The sequence below is a fragment of the Moritella sp. F3 genome (assembly GCF_015082335.1).
Taxonomy (GTDB): domain Bacteria; phylum Pseudomonadota; class Gammaproteobacteria; order Enterobacterales; family Moritellaceae; genus Moritella.
Genome location: NZ_BLRL01000005.1, coordinates 161,232 through 180,747, shown reverse-complemented (window position 1 = coordinate 180,747; position 19,516 = coordinate 161,232). Strand labels below are relative to the sequence as shown.

Here is a 19,516-nt window from a genome sequence, read left to right as displayed (position 1 = left end):
CTACGCAGTATTTACTACAGTTACAATTTTAGTTTTTAACTCTATTTTAAATGTCCAATTTCTTCTGATATCAACTCTAAGATTTTATTTAATATTTCCTCAGGGTTATTGGCTTTATAGACATTGTTCGAACCAACACAATCAGCTAACGCCTTGTTGGAGTCCAAGTCGTAATCAAACCCTACAACAGCCATTTTAGTTTTAGTGAGCTCTCCTTCGTAAGATAACCCTGCGCCTAAGGTCGATAAAATTTTAGTGCACATACCTGCAGCAACAAGCTTTTTAGCTTTTTTATCATGATTATCTTGGGGAGAATCTTCACCATCAGAAAGAATAATAATAATGCGCCGAGGTCTAGGCTCTGATACTGAGTCCATCATCTGCGCGCCGCGAATAATACCTTGATAACTCGCGGTACCACTGTTACTCACAGGCTTGAAACGACTCAAGTTTTGATTAAATTGTGCATAGTTCTCGGTTAATGACAGATCATAAAAATTACCACGGTAACTCTTACAAGAGCTCGTTTTCTCGTCGAATATTTGATCAATGGTGGTGCTAACACTATTTTTTACATATTGATCTTGATAACAACGACTATTATTTTTTGCTCTGGTATAAAAACTAAAGCCTGTTAACCCAACTCGACTGGGTTTAATCCCGGTGGACTCATTGAATTTCTCTAATTCAACCGTTACATCCTTAATAATATTGATTAAATCAACGTATTTTTTATTGCGGCCTCCACTCCAAGTCGAATTCATTGAGTAAGAGAAATCACTCACAAACATAACGTCGACAGATTCACTTTGAAATTTTCTTGCTGTTGCAGCACCCACGACATCAAATGAATCACCAAAGCCAGCAGTACTATCATTACCAGGGAACCAAGATAGATGGTTGGTCTTGGCAATAATTTCATATTGAAAATAACGTGACTCACCATTATCCAGTCCGTCCATACACGCCGCAATATCGTTACACTCGAGCTTGGTGATTTTTATATCGGAAATAGCCTGCATATCTTGCATATACTGGCCAATCCAATCTCTGGCAATTTGCTTATTAATAGCACTGCCGGAATTGCTACCCGAATTATCCGCGTTATGCGCCGCTATCGCCAACACAGCCACTTCCGAGGCATCTTCTAAACGAGCTTTGCTTTGCAGTGCTCTTGCGCCATCACTCGCTAAAGTGAAAATGCCAAAAAAAGCTGGGATCATCATAGCGAATAGTATGGCAGCATGGCCGGATTGTTTACGAATTGAATGCATCTTTATCTACCTATTATCACAGACGATGAGCTCACAGTAGTAAACTCTTCACCGAGCAATTCACCGCTCCAATTATCAGTTTCATAACAGGCAGTAACGCGATATAAACTAGCCTGCCGATCCCATGAGGTGATCACCGAAAGATACTCCAATTCAGCAAGTGTATTTGTAACAACGCAGCCACCTTCATAAGAAAATGATTTTAAAATGTTAGGCGTACCTATATCAGCAAAAGTGAGCTCTTCAACCAGAACACCAAACCGCTCATTTTCATATGTCATTAGAGTTCGACGCAGAGAGTTTCTCGCAATTTCGTTAATTGATTTAGCTTCCGAACTCGTTATTTGATAGTCCTCATCAAATAACTGAGTGCGCTCTTTTAATACATTAGCCAGCGAAAAGGATAAGCGGTCTAATTTTCCTTTTACAGAAAGCTTAATGATCACATCGCCACTAAATACTAACAACAGGCTAAAGATCACGCCTATTAAAGCAAACTCAATGGTAAAGTTACCTCGTTGATTAATTGCTGAACGTATCACGCTGGTACTCCTGGATCACTATCACTTCCCGAGAGAACACACTTGTTTCATCGATAAAATAAGTAAACATAGAATTAAAGTCATAATCGATTCGATAAATGGCAATCGCACTATCTACTTCATCACCACACTCTTGCGTTGGATTATCCGCCGTAGCCAAACAAGGCTCCGTTTGCTTTGTTAAATCATCCATCGATTCAAGATATTGAATACTTAATCGAAAATCATCAATATCGATCATATTGGCCCAAACTGATTCGCCACTGTGTAACTGCTTTTTAAACGCGGACATATAATTTTCATCTTGCAATTTAGCATTGCGCGCCGCCTCAGAAATAGCGATGTCGCCCACAGCAGAAACATAAGACATATAACTCATTTCGACCCAGGCCATACACATCAACCAAAATGCAAAAAATCCGACAGCAAACTCGATACTGGCGACCCCCTTCTGCTTGCTTGGTCGATGAGTCATTGTTCTGTAATTAGGCATCATTCACCTGCTGCATTGCTGGTTTTAAATCGCGTAATATTTGGTACATGTCAAGGATTTCAGCATCAGAATACTTTGGCGTAAGCACGGATCTTACGTAGCTAAAATTGTTTAATTTCGCCATAGCAAGTAGTAGGTTCGCTGTAACCTGTGGATCTGCTACGCTACTTTTTTGCAAGAGTAATAAACGTTGAATTGATTGCTCATATTTACCCTCAATAATATCCAATACAGCTAAGTTATTTTGAATTGTTATATCATCATAAAAATGACTGCGGGCTAAATTAAAGAAGTGACGAGCCTGAATATAGCTATGTTGACTAACGTAAATCATACCTAACAGATTTTCATTCTCAGGCTCGTTTACTTGAATTTCATTTGCCGCTAACGCACTGTTCAGAGCCGTATCAAGAGTACCTAATTCATATTGGGCATAAGCTTGTAACATCAATGCTTGAACATGCTCCCTACCTTGCGCTGTAGGTTTTACGGGAGCAGTTAAGGGCTGAAGGGTAAATAATGTCGATTCAGGATCTCCCGACTTAAGATACGTATCAGCAAGCTTTAAGCGTATTTCATTATTGTCCTCACGGCTAAGCTGTTGTTTATACAATGGTATAAGCTGTTTATAATCATTAATTTTAACTAAAATAATTTCTTGACTTTCAAATGATTGCAGCTGATTGCTCTGACAACCAGATAGCAACAAAAACACGAGTAATAGGTAATTTTTATACATTAACCATCATCCTCATGATACCTGGTGCAGCAATCAAGATAACAACTGGCACCATAATGAAAACAATCAAAGGAATTGACATTTTTGCCGCTAATTTTCCTATTTTTTCTTCTAGACCGAGCATTTGAACTTGGCGAATATCACCAGAAAGTGTTGTTAGTACCTGGGAAATTGAACTCCCAAACTGCAAACTCTGTTTTAAAGTCATCACAAAACTGCGCATTTCATTTGAGGGAACACGTAAATACAGTTCATCTAAAGCCATTGCGAGTCCAACGATCCGTGCTCTGTCGTTAGTTTTAACTAAGACATTTGTCAGATCTTTATCAAAGCCTGTCATCTCTTTACTCAAATAGCTCATAGCTGATTCAATAGTCATACCCGTCTGTACACATACCGCCATGAGATCTAATAGATACGGCAGTTTATTCGATATTTTTTCAGTTAATTGTTTTGCTCTTAAATTTAAGAACGCATCAGGTAAAATGATAATAAGTACTAACCAACAGGCAATAATGGCAATCAAATTCACACTTTCAAACTCCATACTATCACTTAGAAAATACAGACCCATGCCCCCCCCAAATAATATAAAGTACTTAACAGACATAAATAATGATGCGTATTTAAACTGATAAAAACCCGCAGCAATAAATTTCGTTTTTATCTCATCCTGATTACTAGAAAATGCATTAGATAATAGCTCGAAAAAATGCTCAAAAACGCCTTTCGATTCAATTTTTTCTTGTGCATCAACAGCGAATCGATCGAAATAAGATTGGCGTTTAACATTCTTTAAAAGGACCCATAACAACAGCACAATCCCTATACCTATCAGTAGAAAACGAAGTAAGACTGTCCATTCAGGAGTCCAAATATACATAATTACTTAACTCCCTTCATCAAAGTCCAGATGATAAAAATACCGATCGCCTCACTGATTAACACGTAATATAAAATCGGTCGACCAGAAGGATGAAACATCACAAATTCAAAGTTTTCAGGGCTAAGGTATTGCAGTAAAAATAAAAAAACAAATGGAATTGAGCCCACAATTTTGGCCGAAGCCCGGGCTTCAGATGTTAATGCAAACTTCTTTTTTTCAATTGCGCGAGCATCAAACATCAGACGGTTAAGACGGGTCATGATCTCTTTTAATTGACCACCACGGCGCATGTTAGCCCTTAAGGTGATAACAAAAAATTGAAATGCTGGATAAGGAAAACGATTACAAGACTTTTTAAATACCGAGTCAGGTGAATCACCGAGTCGCAATCGGTCTCCCATTAATTTAAATTCTTTACCCACTTCCCCATCAAGCGCTGAACCTACAAAAATGATAGCGTGCATGATACTTTCACCCGAGCTAACAGCACTGGTCAACATATTCAATGCTTCAGGGAAGGCCTCTTCAAATTGTTTTTTCTCTCGGCGTTGTAACCAAAAATACGCAAATATAAAACCAAATATTTCGATGCAAGCAATGACAAAGGGTAAAGACACACGAAGAAAACTGCTGTTAATCTGCATTGCAAGGATTGCTAGAATAAACGCAAATAACATCACTTTAGCCAGTGCTAATGACCCTAATTGCCGCTGGCAATTAGACCATAATTTAGATATTTTTTGACTCCACGTTTGATCAGAAAGCGTGGCTAGATTTACAGCTTGCTGGTCTTCATAAATAGTATCAACAAAGACTGTATTATTACTCATATCCAAGTAGTTATGCTGCTGCTTTTTTTTCGGTAAAAATAGCAACAACAGCAACAAGCCACCAATAATTAATGCTAAGAAATACATTAATTAACTCCTTGCGCTGTAAAGACTGCTTTTAACTCATTTTCTAATCCAAAGAATTTCGCTTTCTCTACCAATACCGAACGTTGCATTAGACCTGAAGTAATAAAATTACCCTGCACTTTACCTTTGTTAGCACCATCATGCGTTGGCTGAAAACAAAATATTTCTTCCAATACAACATTGCTGCCTTCAACACCGATCACCTCTGTAATACTCATCACTTTTCGTGAACCATCATGCAAGCGACTAATTTGAATGATTATATCGACCGCGCTCACAATAGTCTGACGAATCGCTTCTAACGGTAGATTATTTGCCGCCATCATCACCATCGCCTCGACTCTGGCTATAGCATCACGAGGTGTGTTTGCATGCAATGTAGACATGGATCCATCATGGCCCGTATTCATGGCCTGCAACATTTCAAAAGCTTCAGGACCACGACACTCACCAACGACAATACGGTCCGGCCGCATACGCAGTGAGTTAATAACGAGGTCTCTCTGGTTCATCTCACCGTTGCCTTCAATACCAGCTTTTTGCGTTTCCAAACGTACAACGTGAGGTTGTAATAAACGTAACTCAGCAGCATCTTCGATAGTAATAATACGCTCACGCTGAGATATAAATTGCGAAAGTGCATTAAGCATGGTGGTTTTACCCGAGCCTGTACCGCCAGAAATGATAATATTCAAACGGCAGCGCGATGCAATCATAAGCATTTTTGACATCTCAGGACTCATCGCACCAAATTCAACTAACTTATCAAAATCAATACTTCGCTTTTTAAATTTACGGATGGAAATGCAGGTACCATCAAGCGCAACAGGTGGAATAACGATATTGATGCGGCTACCATCTTCTAAGCGCGCATCGCAAGTAGGCTGCGAGTTATCGACACGACGACCGACACGAGCCGCAATGCGTTTTACGATTTGCAATAACTGTTCTTCGTCAATGAAATTGATCGACGCTTGTTCAACAATACCCGCTCGTTCAATGAACACGTTCTCGTGACCATTAATCATAATGTCACTAATGCTGTCATCATCCATCAAACTTTGTAAAGGCCCAAGACCAAGTAACTCGTCGACCAGATTTTTAACAAAATCATCGCGCATAACACTAGGAACGCTAAGTCCATCTCGTTCAACAAGTAAATCGACCGCGCCACGGATCTGAGCACTCAGCTGCTGGCGATCGAGGGTATTGACCACCTCAGGTTCTAAAGCATCAAAAATAAGTGTGCGTATTTGTACATAAATGGATTTTGCATTAATCATACTAAGCTCGCTTTTTTAATCGCTTAAAGAAGCTCGATTTATCACTTTCTAATGCTTCGCCAATAAGCAAAGACACGAGACGGCGTAAACTTTTCGCAATTTCATTTTTTTGCTGAAAAAGATGTTTACCTTCGAGTGTGATAGCATCAGAATTTGGCTCAAATGGGCAAATAATGTCTATTGGTTGGCGTAAAAACTTCTCTACTTCTTCGGGCGTCACGGTTGCGTTTTTCTCAATCATCGTATAGTTCAATACGATAAAAAATCGCGCAGATGATTTTTCACTAGTAAATTGTGCTTTCACTTTTGCAGCTTCGCGAACACTGGCTACTGTTGGCTCAATAACCAATACCATCGCATCACTATTTTGTGCAACATTGCGTAAATCCTGCTTACTATTTGCAGATCTAGATAAGTCTTCAATAATGAAGTTTTGTTGTTTTTCCAGCTCATTATTTAAAGTGATAATGTATTCTTTTAACTCTAATTCATTCAAATCATCAGAGTCTAACGCAAGTAATGACAACATATTGTTGACCTTTTTAGTCATACTCATCGCAAAAGCAACATCTAAAGTGCCGGATAACGAACCACGTTGCACAAGACGTTTTTCAAACTTCTGCAGTCCCATGAGAATATCCATGTTACCGCCACTAAAATTGTGATCAACGACTAGACAGGTACTCTTCTTATTAGTTGTCAGCTGAAATGCGATTTCAGCTGTTAACATCGATGTACCAACGCCACCTTTAGAACCCCATATCGCAATTTTCTTTGCTACTCGATTCTGACCTAAACCGCTATTTCGTTTGCGATTCTCATTCACGTTACGAATGAAATCGATCAACTCTTGCTTAGTGATTGGCCAGAACAGATAGTAATATCCCATGGCTTTGAGATTACGAATTGTCGAGATAGCATCCTCACTACCAATCACAATCACCGACGCATCATTTGGTAATAAATGACTAATCAATTCCATGTCTTTACTTACATTTTGACTGTTATTAAGCTCAACGAGCACAATTTCGATACTTGATTCACGTACGTGAGTTTCAATATTCTTATCACTATTTTCTAAAATAACTGGCGCGGATATACCTTCAAATCTAAATGCTTCAATCACAAGCTCATGACAAGCTTGTGTTTGATAGAATAATACCGAAGTTAAATGCTCTTCTTTAACTTTGATTGATTTTTCTTTTTTTAAACGATCGACTAAATTAAACATCATTTCCCGCTTATCGATTAGTGTATTCAGCATCAGTAGATCTATTTAGCATATTCTCTGGATTAACCATGGATTGCCAACGCGCACTTTCTGTATAACAACCATCACCAGGACGACCATAATGAGTGACTTTAGGGTTTTGACACACTTGCAAAAGTACTTTATGAACGATAAGGTTAATCTCATAATCAAACCGGTTAACATCACGACGACCACCCTGAATAAATTTGATATTTTTGTCACTCACACCTTTTTTTAGTAATTTTTTATACGTATTATTAGCCAAACTTTCACCAGCCTCCGAATACCAAATAAGCTCCATATTTTGAGTTAATACAATGCTGTTATTCTCTTGTAAAAATAGATCCAACTCTTTTTCAGCACTTTCTTTTTGTTCTGGTGCTATTTTTAAACTTAATGAATAAATCACAGGAACGACATCGACTTGGGTGCCTCGGCGCTCAGCGACATGCTCTGCACATGCGGTGAGTATTAATGCGAGTACACATAATATGAAATAGCGTTGTAATCTTGAAAACGAGATCATTTTTTGAATCCTCCAGTGGCTAATACTTCATTTGCCCAGCGCTCACTTGCTTTCTCATAACTCCGATCAATGGCAAAGTAACGCTGCAAAGTAGTGGTTTTTTCCATCGTAGGTATCTGCACTTGAGATGCATGGATCGGCTTAACTAAGTTTACCGTTGCTACAATAATTAACTCTGTCTTATTACGCTGAGTACCAGAGCTACGAAATAACGCACCTAAAAGTGGAATATCGCCAAAAAACGGAATTTTTTTAATTGACTCAATATCTTCAGTGTTCAACAAGCCCGCTAGAACAAAACTTTGACCATCGCCTAATTCCACAGTGGTTCTGGCGCGACGGGTCTTTAATGCCGGGAGGTTATATGTGCCGCTGCTGTATTGATTATCTAACGTACTGACTTCAGGGCTTAAAGAGAGGATTATTTTGTCATCTCGTAATACTTTGGCCATTAAAGATAAACGTACGCCATACTCTTTGTAGAGCACATTAGTGGTGCCATCGACAACAGTAACAACGGGTAATTCGCCACCGACAAGGAAACTTGCACTTTCGCCTGAAATAACAGATAAATTAGGTTCTGCTAGGATTTGGCCTACTGAATCATCGGCAATTGCAGTGATAACAGATGTAATATCACTGGCACTAAATTTTGTCACTAAGTTCACAAATGTGCCTGCGGTTTGACCTATCGAACTATATTCAATACCAAAATTCTCTAAGAATGAGTGTGATACTTCAGCAATTGAAAGCTTCACATTAACCTGCTTGACTGCAGCGACTTCAATATTATTCACGATGCCAGCAAAATGACGACGCTTCATAAACTCCATTTCATATTTAGTGTCACTGCTAGCACTTTCCCACTCAATAATATAATCGCCTGACTTTTTATTGAGCAACTCACCAACAATGATATTGATATCATCCTTCTCTTGCTCTGTAGAAACGATACCGCTCAACACAACTTGGTCACCCACGTTATATATTGTCACATCTGCATTCGGGTATTTCAGTTGAATTTGCTGTTGTATATGCACCAAGCTTTTATTAATCACTAATTTATTATTGGTAATCGTATCGCCATTCTCATCAAAAACAATAATCGACGTACTACCAATTTTCTTACCAAAAACAACCACTTTATTGGCATCAATCACCTGATAATCGGCAATTTCAGGGTCAGCAATAAACACCGATGCAATCTGTTGAGTTGATTTAATTGTTTTCGCTTCGCCTTCTGAAAGGTTAACTATTTGTTGTGCTAACGCTGTATTGATACAAGATACCAATATAAGCATCACGACAGCTATTTTCCTGAAATACCACATATTCTTCCCTAGTTAATACTAATTTCATTCGCGCGAAACTCTTTAATCGCTTTATAGTCAGCTAATACATCACCGGCATCTGCAGTTAAATCAGCGGCTTTATAACGACCAATAGATTTATGCACTTCTAAATCAGCAATACGCTTTGCAACAGTCAACTTTGCAACTTGTTTACGCGTAAGCTCTAACACTAATACCGTTGCAGTAACGTCGTTGTTATTTTGGCCACCGGATATCGCACTTTGCTGAATTTTCAATACCTTAACCCCGATTAGCACAGGCGAAACAGATATTGATTTAAATTGCGGTTGAGATAGTTCATCACTATTAAACGATATCTTGCTGCCACCACTCGCTAGCGCAAGCACATCAACATAACTGCCATGACCGATAACACCGCCAATAATAACGTCTGGGTCAACTTTAATAGCAAAAGGAACTCTATTTTCAGCGAGTACTAACTCTACATATTCAGGGTCATTAGTGGCTGTAATATATTCAGAAAATACAGCCGACTCTACTGTTAACGCGCGGTTGTAAACACTACCTTCATCAAAATTTATGTTGGAGTCGTCGGCAATACCTAATGCATTTGCTTCACTTTCAGATAACTGGCGGATACTAAAATCTGAACGTTCAACAAGTTGCCCACGTTTAACGTCATTACGCACAAACAACACTTTAATTTTGTTCTCTTCAGCAACAGTTTCTGTTACTTGAGTTGCAGTGGCCGCTGGAACCTCTGTTAATAACCCATACAAACCAATAACAATCGCAAGTGTTGCAATCGCTATTATTAATTTTGTTTTCATATAAAACCTACAGAGATGCGGCTATTGCAAGAACACCGGAAAAACAAATTGGAAGCGCATATGGGATCCCGTTATCTTGTTTCGATAATTTATTCATGCGGATAGAAAGGTAATAAACAACAGCTAACAAGCCACCAGTAAATCCAATCACAACAAATGTAAGTAATATTAAATCGGGCTTTATCGCTAAAGAAAAAGCCATCAATAACTTAATATCGCCTGCTGCAATAACATTAACTTGAGTTAACAGTAAGCCGACCAAAAAGATACCAAGACAGACATAAACCGCAGTATAATTACCCGTCAATGTCATCAAAGAACAGGTGACGACCGCTAAGACCATCACAATATCATTGCGGACTTTCCGCACTTTAATATCCTGGTAACAAATAAAACAAGACAAGATGGCTATAATTAGCCATCCCAAAGCTTGTAAATACAAACTACTTACCAGCCGCACCAATGTTAGTCGTAATCGTCGTCATAGCGGCTGTTAACGCATCTTTTAGGCTCGTATTAAATACAGCAAGCACGATCGCTGACATAGCGACACCAATGATTGCGTATTCAATTGCAGTTACACCACGTTGATCGTTTTTGAAGTCATATAGTGCATTTGTTGTTTTAATATATAGTGCTGTGATCATGCTTTATCTTCCCTTAAATTAGATTGATTATTAATTCGCAGGCATCATATTCCCATTAAAAAAATTAGCATAAATACTACCCATTAACTTTTTATATAGGTGATTAAAAAAAACACTAAATATCATTTTATTTTTTAAATAAAGATAAAATAAAGCGAAAATGTGATATTAAATACACATAGTGAGTGTATTTAATATCACTGGTCAGACAAGGAATTAAAGAGATGAATAAAATAGAGGAATAAAAATAGTAACGAAGGAAAGATTAAATAAACTCAATTTCAGATATTTTGTTTTGTATCCAATTTAATTTATTGCTTAATTTTTTATTTTTCGGCCATAAAATAGACGCGACCCAATGCTCATTATTTAATTGGTTAAATGCAAAAGACACTTTCTTTAAACGATCTTCATTTAAATCACGTTTAGTCACGAAATTAGGTAAATGACAAATACCAATACCACTTCGACAAAATGATAATATAGTATGTATATCTTCAACACACCATATCTGAGTAGCAAAATTCATCTCATTCATAGATGAATAATTTAAATCTATTGGAGTGAGCAACCGAGAACTAGCCATACTTGTTAAGCTTATATTTGATACATTGCCATCTTTATAATTAGGTGAAGCGACCCATGAACTCTGCATATGAAAAGCGCTCACAAACTCACAATTTAATTTATCTAAGCCAGCAAAAAGGCCAATAGCAAAGTCTAATTTATTTTCAATGATTTCTTTATAAAGTAGCTTACTATTCTGCTGCATGATAAAAAGATCAACCATTGGATAACGATCAGAAAACTCACACAATATATCTGTTACTTTTTCAGAGCAAACTAATGGATCGATACCGATTCGGATTTTGACGTCACTAATAGATTCGATGACACGAGACTGATGAATAAAGTCATTATAGTGTGACATCATTAGTTTGGTGTTTTTTAAAACCTTCTCACCCTTATCAGTTAACACTGGGTACTTTTTATTTCTATTAAATAATTCGAAACCTAAATCTATTTCTAAATTTTGTATCGCAATACTAACCGATGCTTGGCTCTTTTTTAATTCTTTTGCGGCTGCACTAAATGAACCTTTATCGGCAGCTGAAATAAATGAGATTAAATTATCCATTTGTGGTTTCATCTTATTCCTTATATAAAGAACGCCAAAGTATCACTAAATTAAGATGATTGTATTATACAGCACTAACGATGTAAAAATATCATCTATAACATATGCTTATAGGTGGTCGAAAATGACACTAACCGTCACTTAAGTCACATAAAAACCTAGGCTTACTATATACACATATTAATATCTATTGGGCTTTATTTATCTTTATTAACCCTCATTGTTCTTTATTGTGCTTTATTGAGGTTTATTGAGGTTTGTTGAGGTTTGTTGAGTCTTATTGGAACATTTGAATAACTTGAATAGTAAGATCAGATTATGAATATAATAAATAAGGCTTTATTGATTAATAAATTCGCTAAGTGAACTTTAAGCCGTTATGCATTAATGTATTAAGACACTAACTCATACAAGCAACAATCGTTTGGCTAGCTGAAAAGGCCGCATAATATTCCCCACCAACCACAAGTTTTAATTTATTTGCTAATCGTGTATCAATCGACGCATAAATCATTTGTGCTGTTCGGTTGTCTAAACTGTATTTTCCAACCAGCGCCAAGCTCACTTCAGTCGTCTGAGTATTACTGTGAATGTCTTGGACAACACACGGTAATTGATTCAACGTCTGATCTGGCTGTTTAGTATTACTTAGCATTACAGCGGGTGCTTTAAATAACACTAAGATCGGTTTACCTACAGCGAGTGATAAACGCTCACAACTACTTTGAGTGATACCAGCATTGAGCTGTAACCCATTCGTCAGTTCAACTTGCAAACATACATTCAAATCATCATGATTAGAGCCTGTACTCGTTAAGCTATTGTCTAATGATAAGATGGTGCCTGATAATTGATTACGGGCACTGGTTTTCAATGACAGGTGAGCCATCACATCTAGCAGGTTATTCATGGGGATCGTTTGGTCTTGTAAAGCAGCTAATACCATGTCCTGCATTTGGTCAGTCAGTGCATACATTTGTAATAAGCGTTCTCCAAAAGCTGTTAGCTTAGCGCCCCCACCCCCTTTCCCGCCTTTTTCGCTATGTACAACAGGTTCTGGTAAACGGATATTCATATCTTTCACCGAATCCCATGCCGTTTTGTAGCTCATACCAGCGAGCTTTGCGCCCTGACTAATCGAACCACAAATTTGTATCTGTTGTAACAGTGCGATCCGTTTTGGATTTGCAAATACTTTATTTGCAACAGAAATTGTCAATAATGCTTGTAAATCCACGCTATATCATCACCTTGAAAATGAAGTCCCTATTGTGCGTTATCACTAAAGTAATAACAACTGAGACGCTACATGATAATCAAAAAAATGGGGAAGCGTACGATTTACTTTAGATGATACATAGCGAAGAAAAAATACAATAAATAAGTGTGATCAGCACCGCAAATGATAGCTACTTACCTTATTTAAGGAAATATTATTCCCTTTAGTCGATAATATTCATCCAGATAAGAAAAAATATTCTCCAAGTATAAGCGTACAGTAACCCTGTCAACGTAAAGAAACGTAAACCAACGTCTATTAACGTCAAATTACAGGTTGCTGAGGTTATTTGTCAGCACCGATGAGGGATAGCGAATGAATAACCAATGGCAGCAATATAAGCAACTACTGAATACATTTGTAAAGCCAGCTTTAGGCTGTACTGAACCCATCTCAGCCGCATATGCATCAGCGGTTGCAGCGAGTATGTTACCAGCTGCACCAGAGCAAATTACGGTTCACGTATCTGATAATTTATATAAAAATTCAATGGGTGTCTTTGTACCAGGCACAGGTAAAATAGGGCTAGCGATTGCGGCATCTGTCGGCGCTATAGCAGGTGATCCTGATGCAGGTTTAGAAGTATTAGCCCACATAACACCACTGCAAGTAACCCAAGCGCAAGCCTTAATTGATGCCGGAAAGGTCATTGTTAAGCGTACCGATTCGAAAGAATTTATATACTGTCACGTGGAAATGCAATGTCGAGAATATGTTGCCGTAGTCGAGATCAGTGGCGGTCATACGCAAATAACCAAGACAACGCTTAACGGTAAACTCGTGTTCAGTAATAACAGCTGTTCAGCCCAAAGCGCGAATAACATCACTGATAATCTCGATATCAGCATTAAAGGCATTTATGATTATGCAATGAGCACTGAGTTTACCGATATCGCCTTTATACTAGAAGCCGCAACGTTAAACTCAAATTTAGCAGATGAAGGGCTCGCGCATGCTTATGGATTACAAATCGGCAGAACGATGGATAAAAATATCCAGAGCGGTTTTATGTCTGCCGACCTCAACAACACCATTATTATGCGTACTGCAGCTGCATCCGACGCACGCATGGGTGGTGCGACATTACCAGCAATGAGCAATTATGGCAGTGGTAACCAAGGTATTGCAGCTACCGTCCCCGTCGAAATGATTGCGAAACACTACAACGCCACTTATGAACAACTTGCCCGTGCACTTATTTTAAGTCACCTTGGCGCTATTTATATTAAACAGCACTATCCACCGCTATCCGCTTTTTGCGGTAACACAGTAACCAGTGCATCAGCTGCGATGGCAATGGTTTACCTTGCTGGCGGTAATTATGAGCAGTCGTGTTATGCCATCCAAAACGTATTAAGCGATTGCTCGGGCATGGTGTGCGATGGCGCAAAATCGACCTGTGCGATGAAAGTAAAAACCTCGACCAGCAGTGCAGTAACAGCCTTTATGCTCGCAATGAATGATACCCAAGCATTCGATCAAGGTATTATCGCGCAAGATATAGAAAGCAGTATCCGTAATATCGGCATGTTAGTGACCAATGGTATGGTGAATACCGATACCACCATCATTAACATTATGTCCGCTTAGCACTGGTTTTTAACGTAAAAATAATCACGTTAGCTGTACATACCGTACAGCTAATTATACCGCATTAAGTTACCGCTAACTTAATGCGGTATAATTGCTAAGATTTATAAAAAAAAGCGCGCTTGTCAGCATATAAACCTATATAATTCGAGCGGCTTACCAGCATAACAATACCAAAATAGCTTTTTATTTTCATTAGAGTATTTTATTAGGAATGGCAATGCACAACCTATCGCCAAGATCGTACCGACTCCCCCTCCAAAATAAGTTGGTTGGTTTGTCAGTCATGATAATCATTGGAATCGTTGCCTTCGTGTTGTTTTTTTATCACTCCTTTTCGACCAGTTTGGAAGAAGAAAAAAAAGCGCAATCTAAAAACTTCATTGAATCTGCTCTCGGTATTATTCAACACTTTCATCAATTAGAACTATCCAATAAGTTGACCACTATTGATGCACAACAAATGGCGATGCGCACGCTGGAATCGGCAACCTACGGTGATGATGGTTATTTTTGGATTAATGATAACCAAGGCAAGATCTTAATACAGCCTTACATGCCAAACCTCGTAGGTCTAAACATGACTAACTGGGCAGATAGTAATGGCAAGTATATTTTTAAAGAGTTTGCTCGAGAAGCTAAGAATGGCGGTGGTTGGGTGTCTTATACTTGGCCTAAACACAATTCAGCCACTGAATATCCGAAAATTTCGTATGTCGCGCACTACCCTGCCTGGGACTGGCTCATTGGCACAGGTCTATATTTGGATGATATGAAAACAAACATCTTCTGGGCTGTATTCAGAACCACCGGTGTATTACTGTTTGGCTTCCTTATTTTCATTTTTACGACATTTATCATTGTTAACTATTTTGTGCATCAATTAAGTGAACTGTCGGTACGTGACGCGCTCACCAATTTATACACTAAACGATTTTTAAAAGAAATATCACCTGCACTGCTTAATCACAACAAGCTAACTGATCATCATTTAACCGTGATATTTATCGATCTTGATCATTTCAAATCAATCAACGATATCCATGGCCATGACCACGGTGACAAAGTCATTAAGCAAGTAGCAAATGTGATGATTCACAATGCGAAAAAAAGTGATTACTGTATGCGTTATGGCGGCGAGGAATTTGTTTTGATTGGTTTTTTCAAAGATGAAATTGCCGCTATCGATATGGCAGAGATGATCCGCCATCAAGTATCTGAAATAACTTTTGAAAATGACGAAAAGAAGTTTAATGTTACATTAAGTGCCGGTATTGCATTACATAATAGCCTTAGCGATGATAGTTTTGATAAAACCTTAAAACGAGCAGATGTAAAACTATATGAAGCTAAGGTAGCAGGTCGAGACCGCGTCGTACTTTAATTATGCAACACATTAAATCATCAGCATAAATATATCGGTTTCCGTATTTTTCATCTAAACGATATATTCATAGTCCTCGGCATGGTCAGCTACCGGTGGTCTAAACACGATTCATTAGCTCTGCCATTATCACTATCAGCTATTTTGTAAACCAACTATCAGAACAGTCTGTACGAGACTCCCTTACAAACCTGTATACCAAGCGTTTCTTAGAAGAAGTCATTCCGGGCATGTTAGAGAATGAGAAATATAATAACAGAGTTACATTTTAGTAATAATGTAAGATATAAAATTTAGCCTTGTTAATTTTCGTTAACAGGGCTAAAATTTGCCAAGCGTTATATAGTTAACTACATAACGGATTTAAATCGTCACTTTCACACAAGAAATAGTAGTTATCACACAATAGATAGTAACTACCACATCACAAAATAGAGGTTGTTAATGCCACCAAGATACCGTCATCCATTCAAGCATCTCACAACCATCCTGTTATTTATATTCAGCAGCAGCGTATTCGCTGGCGAACGCATCACTGTTTTTGCCGCTGCGTCATTAACCAATGCGTTAGCAGAAGTGGGAAACGCGTTTAAAGCGGATAACATTGTGAACCCGAGCAAGATAAATCCAGTATTCGTGTTTGCATCCTCATCAACCTTAGCGAGGCAAATTGCTCAAGGTGCGCCAGCCCAAATTTATTTATCAGCAAATCAAAAATGGATGGATTACTTAGTTGAGAAAAAAGCGGTCTTAGCCAGCTCAAAAGTAACCTTGTTACGCAATGCCTTAGTACTAATAGCCCCAAACAACAGCTCAGTAGATCATATAGTATTGAACAAACATTGGAATATAACCCAAGCTGTGGGAGATAGCAGAATTGCCGTTGGCGATCCAGATCATGTCCCCGCAGGTCGTTATGCTAAACAAGCGTTAAGTAATCTCGATTTATGGCAGCAAGCAATGCCGCTATTGGCTCGGGCGAATAACGTGCGCGGTGCATTAGCATTAGTAGAGCGTGGGGAATCTCCTTTTGGTATTGTTTATGCGACGGATGCGCAAATAGCTAAAAAAGTTAAAGTCGTGGCGGCCTTTCCTAGCAATAGCCATAAACCTATCGAATATCCATTAGTGCTGGTTGAGCATACGCCTTCAGCTGCCACTTCTACATTTTATCAATACTTGCAATCTGACGCTGCTCAGGCAATATTTGTTAAATACGGTTTTAAGGTCGATTCTGTTTAAGCTCTATCTATTTAAGGTCTATCCATTTAAGGTAACTGGCTTTGTTAAGTGATTATGAAATTGCAGCCCTGCTGCTAAGTCTAAAAGTATCGAGTGTCGCAGTGTTATTTAGCCTGCCATTTGGCATCATATGCGCGTGGATATTAGCCCGTTGTGAATTCCCTGGAAAATCGCTATTTGATAGTCTGATCCACTTACCTTTGGTGCTACCGCCTGTGGTAATAGGTTACATATTATTAATATCGATGGGGCGTCAAGGCAGTATCGGCGCGGTTCTTTATGATTGGTTTGGTTGGAGTTTCAGCTTTAGTTGGCGTGGTGCTGCATTAGCGGCTGCGATAGTGTCATTTCCATTAATGGTTCGTGCTATTCGCTTGTCATTTGAAAGTGTCGATATTCGCTTAGAACAAGCCGCACGTACACTGGGTAGTAATCGCTTACGCGTCTTTTTCACCATCACCTTACCGTTGACCTTACCTGGTATTGTTTCTGGCATGGTATTAGCTTTTGCCCGTAGTTTAGGCGAGTTTGGATCAACCATCACTTTTGTATCTAATATACCCGGTGAGACACGGACTATTCCGCTCGCCATGTACTCTTTTATTCAAACTCCAGGCGCAGAGCATGAAGCAGCTCGCCTGTGTGTCATTGCGATTATCATTGCCGTATTATCATTAACTGCATCACAGTGGTTAGCTAAGAAAGCCCAACAGCGAGTTGCCTCATAATGTTAACGATTGATATAAAGAAACAACTGGGCGATTTAGACTTACAGGTAAATGCACAAATTCCGATGCAAGGGATTTGCGCTGTATTTGGTCGTTCTGGGGCGGGTAAAACCTCGTTGGTGAATATTCTTGGTGGATTATCAACACCTGATAATGGTCAGTTAACCTTAGGGAATACGCACCTTTACCATCAGCAACAAAAGATTAACCTCCCTCCTGAACGACGTCGTATTGGTTACGTGTTTCAAGAAGCGCGTTTATTCCCCCACTACAGTGTGCGCGGCAACCTCAATTACGGTAATAAAGATAAAGACCAAGATCACTTTGATACAGTAGTGAGATTACTTGGTTTAGGAGAGCTATTAGACCGCTATCCATCGACACTTTCTGGTGGTGAAAAGCAACGCGTAGCTATTGGTCGCGCCTTGTTAACGCGACCACAAATGTTATTAATGGATGAGCCGTTAGCAGCATTAGACTTACCCCGTAAGCGTGAACTTATTCCTTATTTGTTACAGCTAGCTAAAACCCTTGATTTGCCAATTATCTATGTGAGCCACAGCTTAGATGAGATCTTACAACTCGCTGATACAATGCTGGTATTAGACAAAGGTAAAGTGCTAGTAAACGGTCACTTACAAGCGGTTTGGGACAGTGCTGAGATGCGCCCTTGGTTGCCAGCTAAGGAGCAAAGCTCACTGTTAATGGCAAGGGTCACAGAGTTGAACGAACGTTATCGTATGAGTAAGTTATCACTCACTGATGGTACTTATCTATGGATCAATGGCTTGCCTTTACCTGTTGACAGTAAACTACGTGTACGGATTCATGCCAACCATGTATCCCTGTGTAAAACACGCCCACAAGACAGCAGTATTCGTAATATTCTACCAACGGCAATTACTGAGATAATACACTCGGAATCAAGTGATAATGTACAGGTTAAATTAGCGTTTGGTGATGACCATATATGGGCCAATATCACCCCATGGGCATGTGATGATTTGACGCTAACCGTTGGGCAATCTGTGTATGCTCAAATCAAAGGTGTAAGCATGACTGAGAGTGAAGTAGCGCAGTCGTTTTGATTATAAAAGTAACCGTATAACACGGTGAGGCTTTGCTATAATTAACCTCTAGAACATATGTGATTTGTTCTTAACAATCGGTCGAGTCGGTTTATTCAATCATTAAATAGTCGCTCGACAATGTAACAGGCTTAAGAGGTACATAGTTATGGCCAGATATTATATTGATTGTCGCGATTATCCCGGTGATGTGAAATGCTCAGTGGCACTTGCAGCAGATTCCAAAGAAGAACTACTACAAGCCGTTATCGAACATGGGGCAAGCGTACACGGTTATGAAGATACGCCTGAATTCAGGACTAATATAACCAAAGAGTTTAAAGAAGGTACACCGCCGATGTAACTTGGTAAGACTTTCTGCTTAT

At 38.9% G+C, this 19,516-nt stretch carries 21 protein-coding genes; 6 read left to right on the top strand and 15 right to left on the bottom strand.

Annotation, left to right across the window (positions count from 1 at the left end; all coding sequences use genetic code 11):
• Positions 1 to 41: 41 nt before the first annotated feature.
• From JFU56_RS10940 to JFU56_RS10870, 15 genes are all read right to left on the bottom strand, one after another.
• The gene (locus JFU56_RS10940) at positions 42 to 1,274 is read right to left on the bottom strand and encodes a pilus assembly protein (RefSeq protein WP_198437318.1); all 1,233 of its coding nucleotides are present in this window, start codon (positions 1,272 to 1,274) and stop codon (positions 42 to 44) included.
• Positions 1,275 to 1,276: 2 nt separating this feature from the next.
• Positions 1,277 to 1,816 (bottom strand): tight adherence pilus pseudopilin TadF, encoded by a 540-nt coding sequence (gene tadF / locus JFU56_RS10935; RefSeq protein ID WP_198437317.1) that lies wholly within the window; start codon positions 1,814 to 1,816, stop codon positions 1,277 to 1,279.
• A complete protein-coding gene (locus JFU56_RS10930) occupies positions 1,797 to 2,309 on the bottom strand; it encodes a TadE family protein (RefSeq protein WP_242065950.1) in 513 nt (170 codons plus the stop codon). Before JFU56_RS10930 ends, tadF begins: the two co-directional genes overlap by 20 nt.
• On the bottom strand, positions 2,302 to 3,048 hold the full coding sequence (locus JFU56_RS10925; protein ID WP_198437315.1) for a lipopolysaccharide assembly protein LapB: 747 nt from the start codon (positions 3,046 to 3,048) through the stop codon (positions 2,302 to 2,304). The genes JFU56_RS10930 and JFU56_RS10925 overlap by 8 nt, the downstream gene beginning before the upstream one ends.
• A complete protein-coding gene (locus JFU56_RS10920) occupies positions 3,041 to 3,931 on the bottom strand; it encodes a type II secretion system F family protein (RefSeq protein WP_198437314.1) in 891 nt (296 codons plus the stop codon). Before JFU56_RS10920 ends, JFU56_RS10925 begins: the two co-directional genes overlap by 8 nt.
• A 2-nt stretch (positions 3,932 to 3,933) precedes the next feature.
• A complete protein-coding gene (locus JFU56_RS10915) occupies positions 3,934 to 4,851 on the bottom strand; it encodes a type II secretion system F family protein (protein WP_198437313.1) in 918 nt (305 codons plus the stop codon).
• Positions 4,851 to 6,134, bottom strand: a complete 1,284-nt coding sequence (locus JFU56_RS10910; RefSeq protein ID WP_198437312.1) for a CpaF family protein — start codon at positions 6,132 to 6,134, stop codon at positions 4,851 to 4,853. The genes JFU56_RS10915 and JFU56_RS10910 overlap by 1 nt, the downstream gene beginning before the upstream one ends.
• A 1-nt stretch (position 6,135) precedes the next feature.
• A complete protein-coding gene (locus JFU56_RS10905) occupies positions 6,136 to 7,398 on the bottom strand; it encodes a P-loop NTPase (RefSeq protein ID WP_198437311.1) in 1,263 nt (420 codons plus the stop codon).
• Complete coding sequence (locus JFU56_RS10900) at positions 7,376 to 7,912, bottom strand: hypothetical protein (protein ID WP_198437310.1); 537 nt, start codon at positions 7,910 to 7,912, stop codon at positions 7,376 to 7,378. Before JFU56_RS10900 ends, JFU56_RS10905 begins: the two co-directional genes overlap by 23 nt.
• A complete protein-coding gene (locus JFU56_RS10895; RefSeq protein WP_242065949.1) occupies positions 7,909 to 9,243 on the bottom strand; it encodes a type II and III secretion system protein family protein in 1,335 nt (444 codons plus the stop codon). Before JFU56_RS10895 ends, JFU56_RS10900 begins: the two co-directional genes overlap by 4 nt.
• A gap of 8 nt (positions 9,244 to 9,251) precedes the next feature.
• Complete coding sequence (cpaB, locus tag JFU56_RS10890; protein ID WP_198437309.1) at positions 9,252 to 10,055, bottom strand: Flp pilus assembly protein CpaB; 804 nt, start codon at positions 10,053 to 10,055, stop codon at positions 9,252 to 9,254.
• Positions 10,056 to 10,062: 7 nt separating this feature from the next.
• The gene (locus tag JFU56_RS10885) at positions 10,063 to 10,515 is read right to left on the bottom strand and encodes a prepilin peptidase (protein ID WP_256432192.1); all 453 of its coding nucleotides are present in this window, start codon (positions 10,513 to 10,515) and stop codon (positions 10,063 to 10,065) included.
• The gene (locus JFU56_RS10880) at positions 10,499 to 10,702 is read right to left on the bottom strand and encodes a Flp family type IVb pilin (protein WP_198437307.1); all 204 of its coding nucleotides are present in this window, start codon (positions 10,700 to 10,702) and stop codon (positions 10,499 to 10,501) included. The genes JFU56_RS10885 and JFU56_RS10880 overlap by 17 nt, the downstream gene beginning before the upstream one ends.
• Before the next feature lie 265 nt (positions 10,703 to 10,967).
• Positions 10,968 to 11,852 carry a LysR family transcriptional regulator gene (locus tag JFU56_RS10875; protein WP_198437306.1) on the bottom strand — a complete coding sequence of 295 codons (885 nt, stop codon included), beginning with the start codon at positions 11,850 to 11,852 and terminating at the stop codon, positions 10,968 to 10,970.
• A 388-nt stretch (positions 11,853 to 12,240) separates the two neighbouring features.
• Entirely contained in the window at positions 12,241 to 13,077 is an 837-nt protein-coding gene (locus tag JFU56_RS10870) for a TOBE domain-containing protein (protein WP_198437305.1), read from the bottom strand.
• Between the two features lie 357 nt (positions 13,078 to 13,434).
• On the opposite strand from JFU56_RS10870, the gene JFU56_RS10865 reads away from it, so the two are divergent.
• The 6 genes from JFU56_RS10865 to JFU56_RS10840 all read left to right on the top strand — a co-directional run bounded on the left by JFU56_RS10865 (position 13,435) and on the right by JFU56_RS10840 (position 19,494).
• Positions 13,435 to 14,709, top strand: a complete 1,275-nt coding sequence (locus JFU56_RS10865; protein WP_198437304.1) for a serine dehydratase subunit alpha family protein — start codon at positions 13,435 to 13,437, stop codon at positions 14,707 to 14,709.
• 286 nt (positions 14,710 to 14,995) lie between these two features.
• On the top strand, positions 14,996 to 16,093 hold the full coding sequence (locus JFU56_RS10860; RefSeq protein WP_198437303.1) for a diguanylate cyclase: 1,098 nt from the start codon (positions 14,996 to 14,998) through the stop codon (positions 16,091 to 16,093).
• 444 nt (positions 16,094 to 16,537) lie between these two features.
• Positions 16,538 to 17,335, top strand: coding sequence for a molybdate ABC transporter substrate-binding protein (modA, locus tag JFU56_RS10855; protein WP_198437302.1), 798 nt, complete (start codon positions 16,538 to 16,540; stop codon positions 17,333 to 17,335).
• 41 nt (positions 17,336 to 17,376) lie between these two features.
• Positions 17,377 to 18,063 carry a molybdate ABC transporter permease subunit gene (gene modB, locus JFU56_RS10850; RefSeq protein ID WP_198437301.1) on the top strand — a complete coding sequence of 229 codons (687 nt, stop codon included), beginning with the start codon at positions 17,377 to 17,379 and terminating at the stop codon, positions 18,061 to 18,063.
• Entirely contained in the window at positions 18,063 to 19,151 is a 1,089-nt protein-coding gene (gene modC, locus JFU56_RS10845) for a molybdenum ABC transporter ATP-binding protein ModC (protein WP_198437300.1), read from the top strand. Before modB ends, modC begins: the two co-directional genes overlap by 1 nt.
• Before the next feature lie 148 nt (positions 19,152 to 19,299).
• Positions 19,300 to 19,494 carry a DUF1059 domain-containing protein gene (locus JFU56_RS10840; RefSeq protein ID WP_198437299.1) on the top strand — a complete coding sequence of 65 codons (195 nt, stop codon included), beginning with the start codon at positions 19,300 to 19,302 and terminating at the stop codon, positions 19,492 to 19,494.
• Positions 19,495 to 19,516 lie beyond the last annotated feature (22 nt).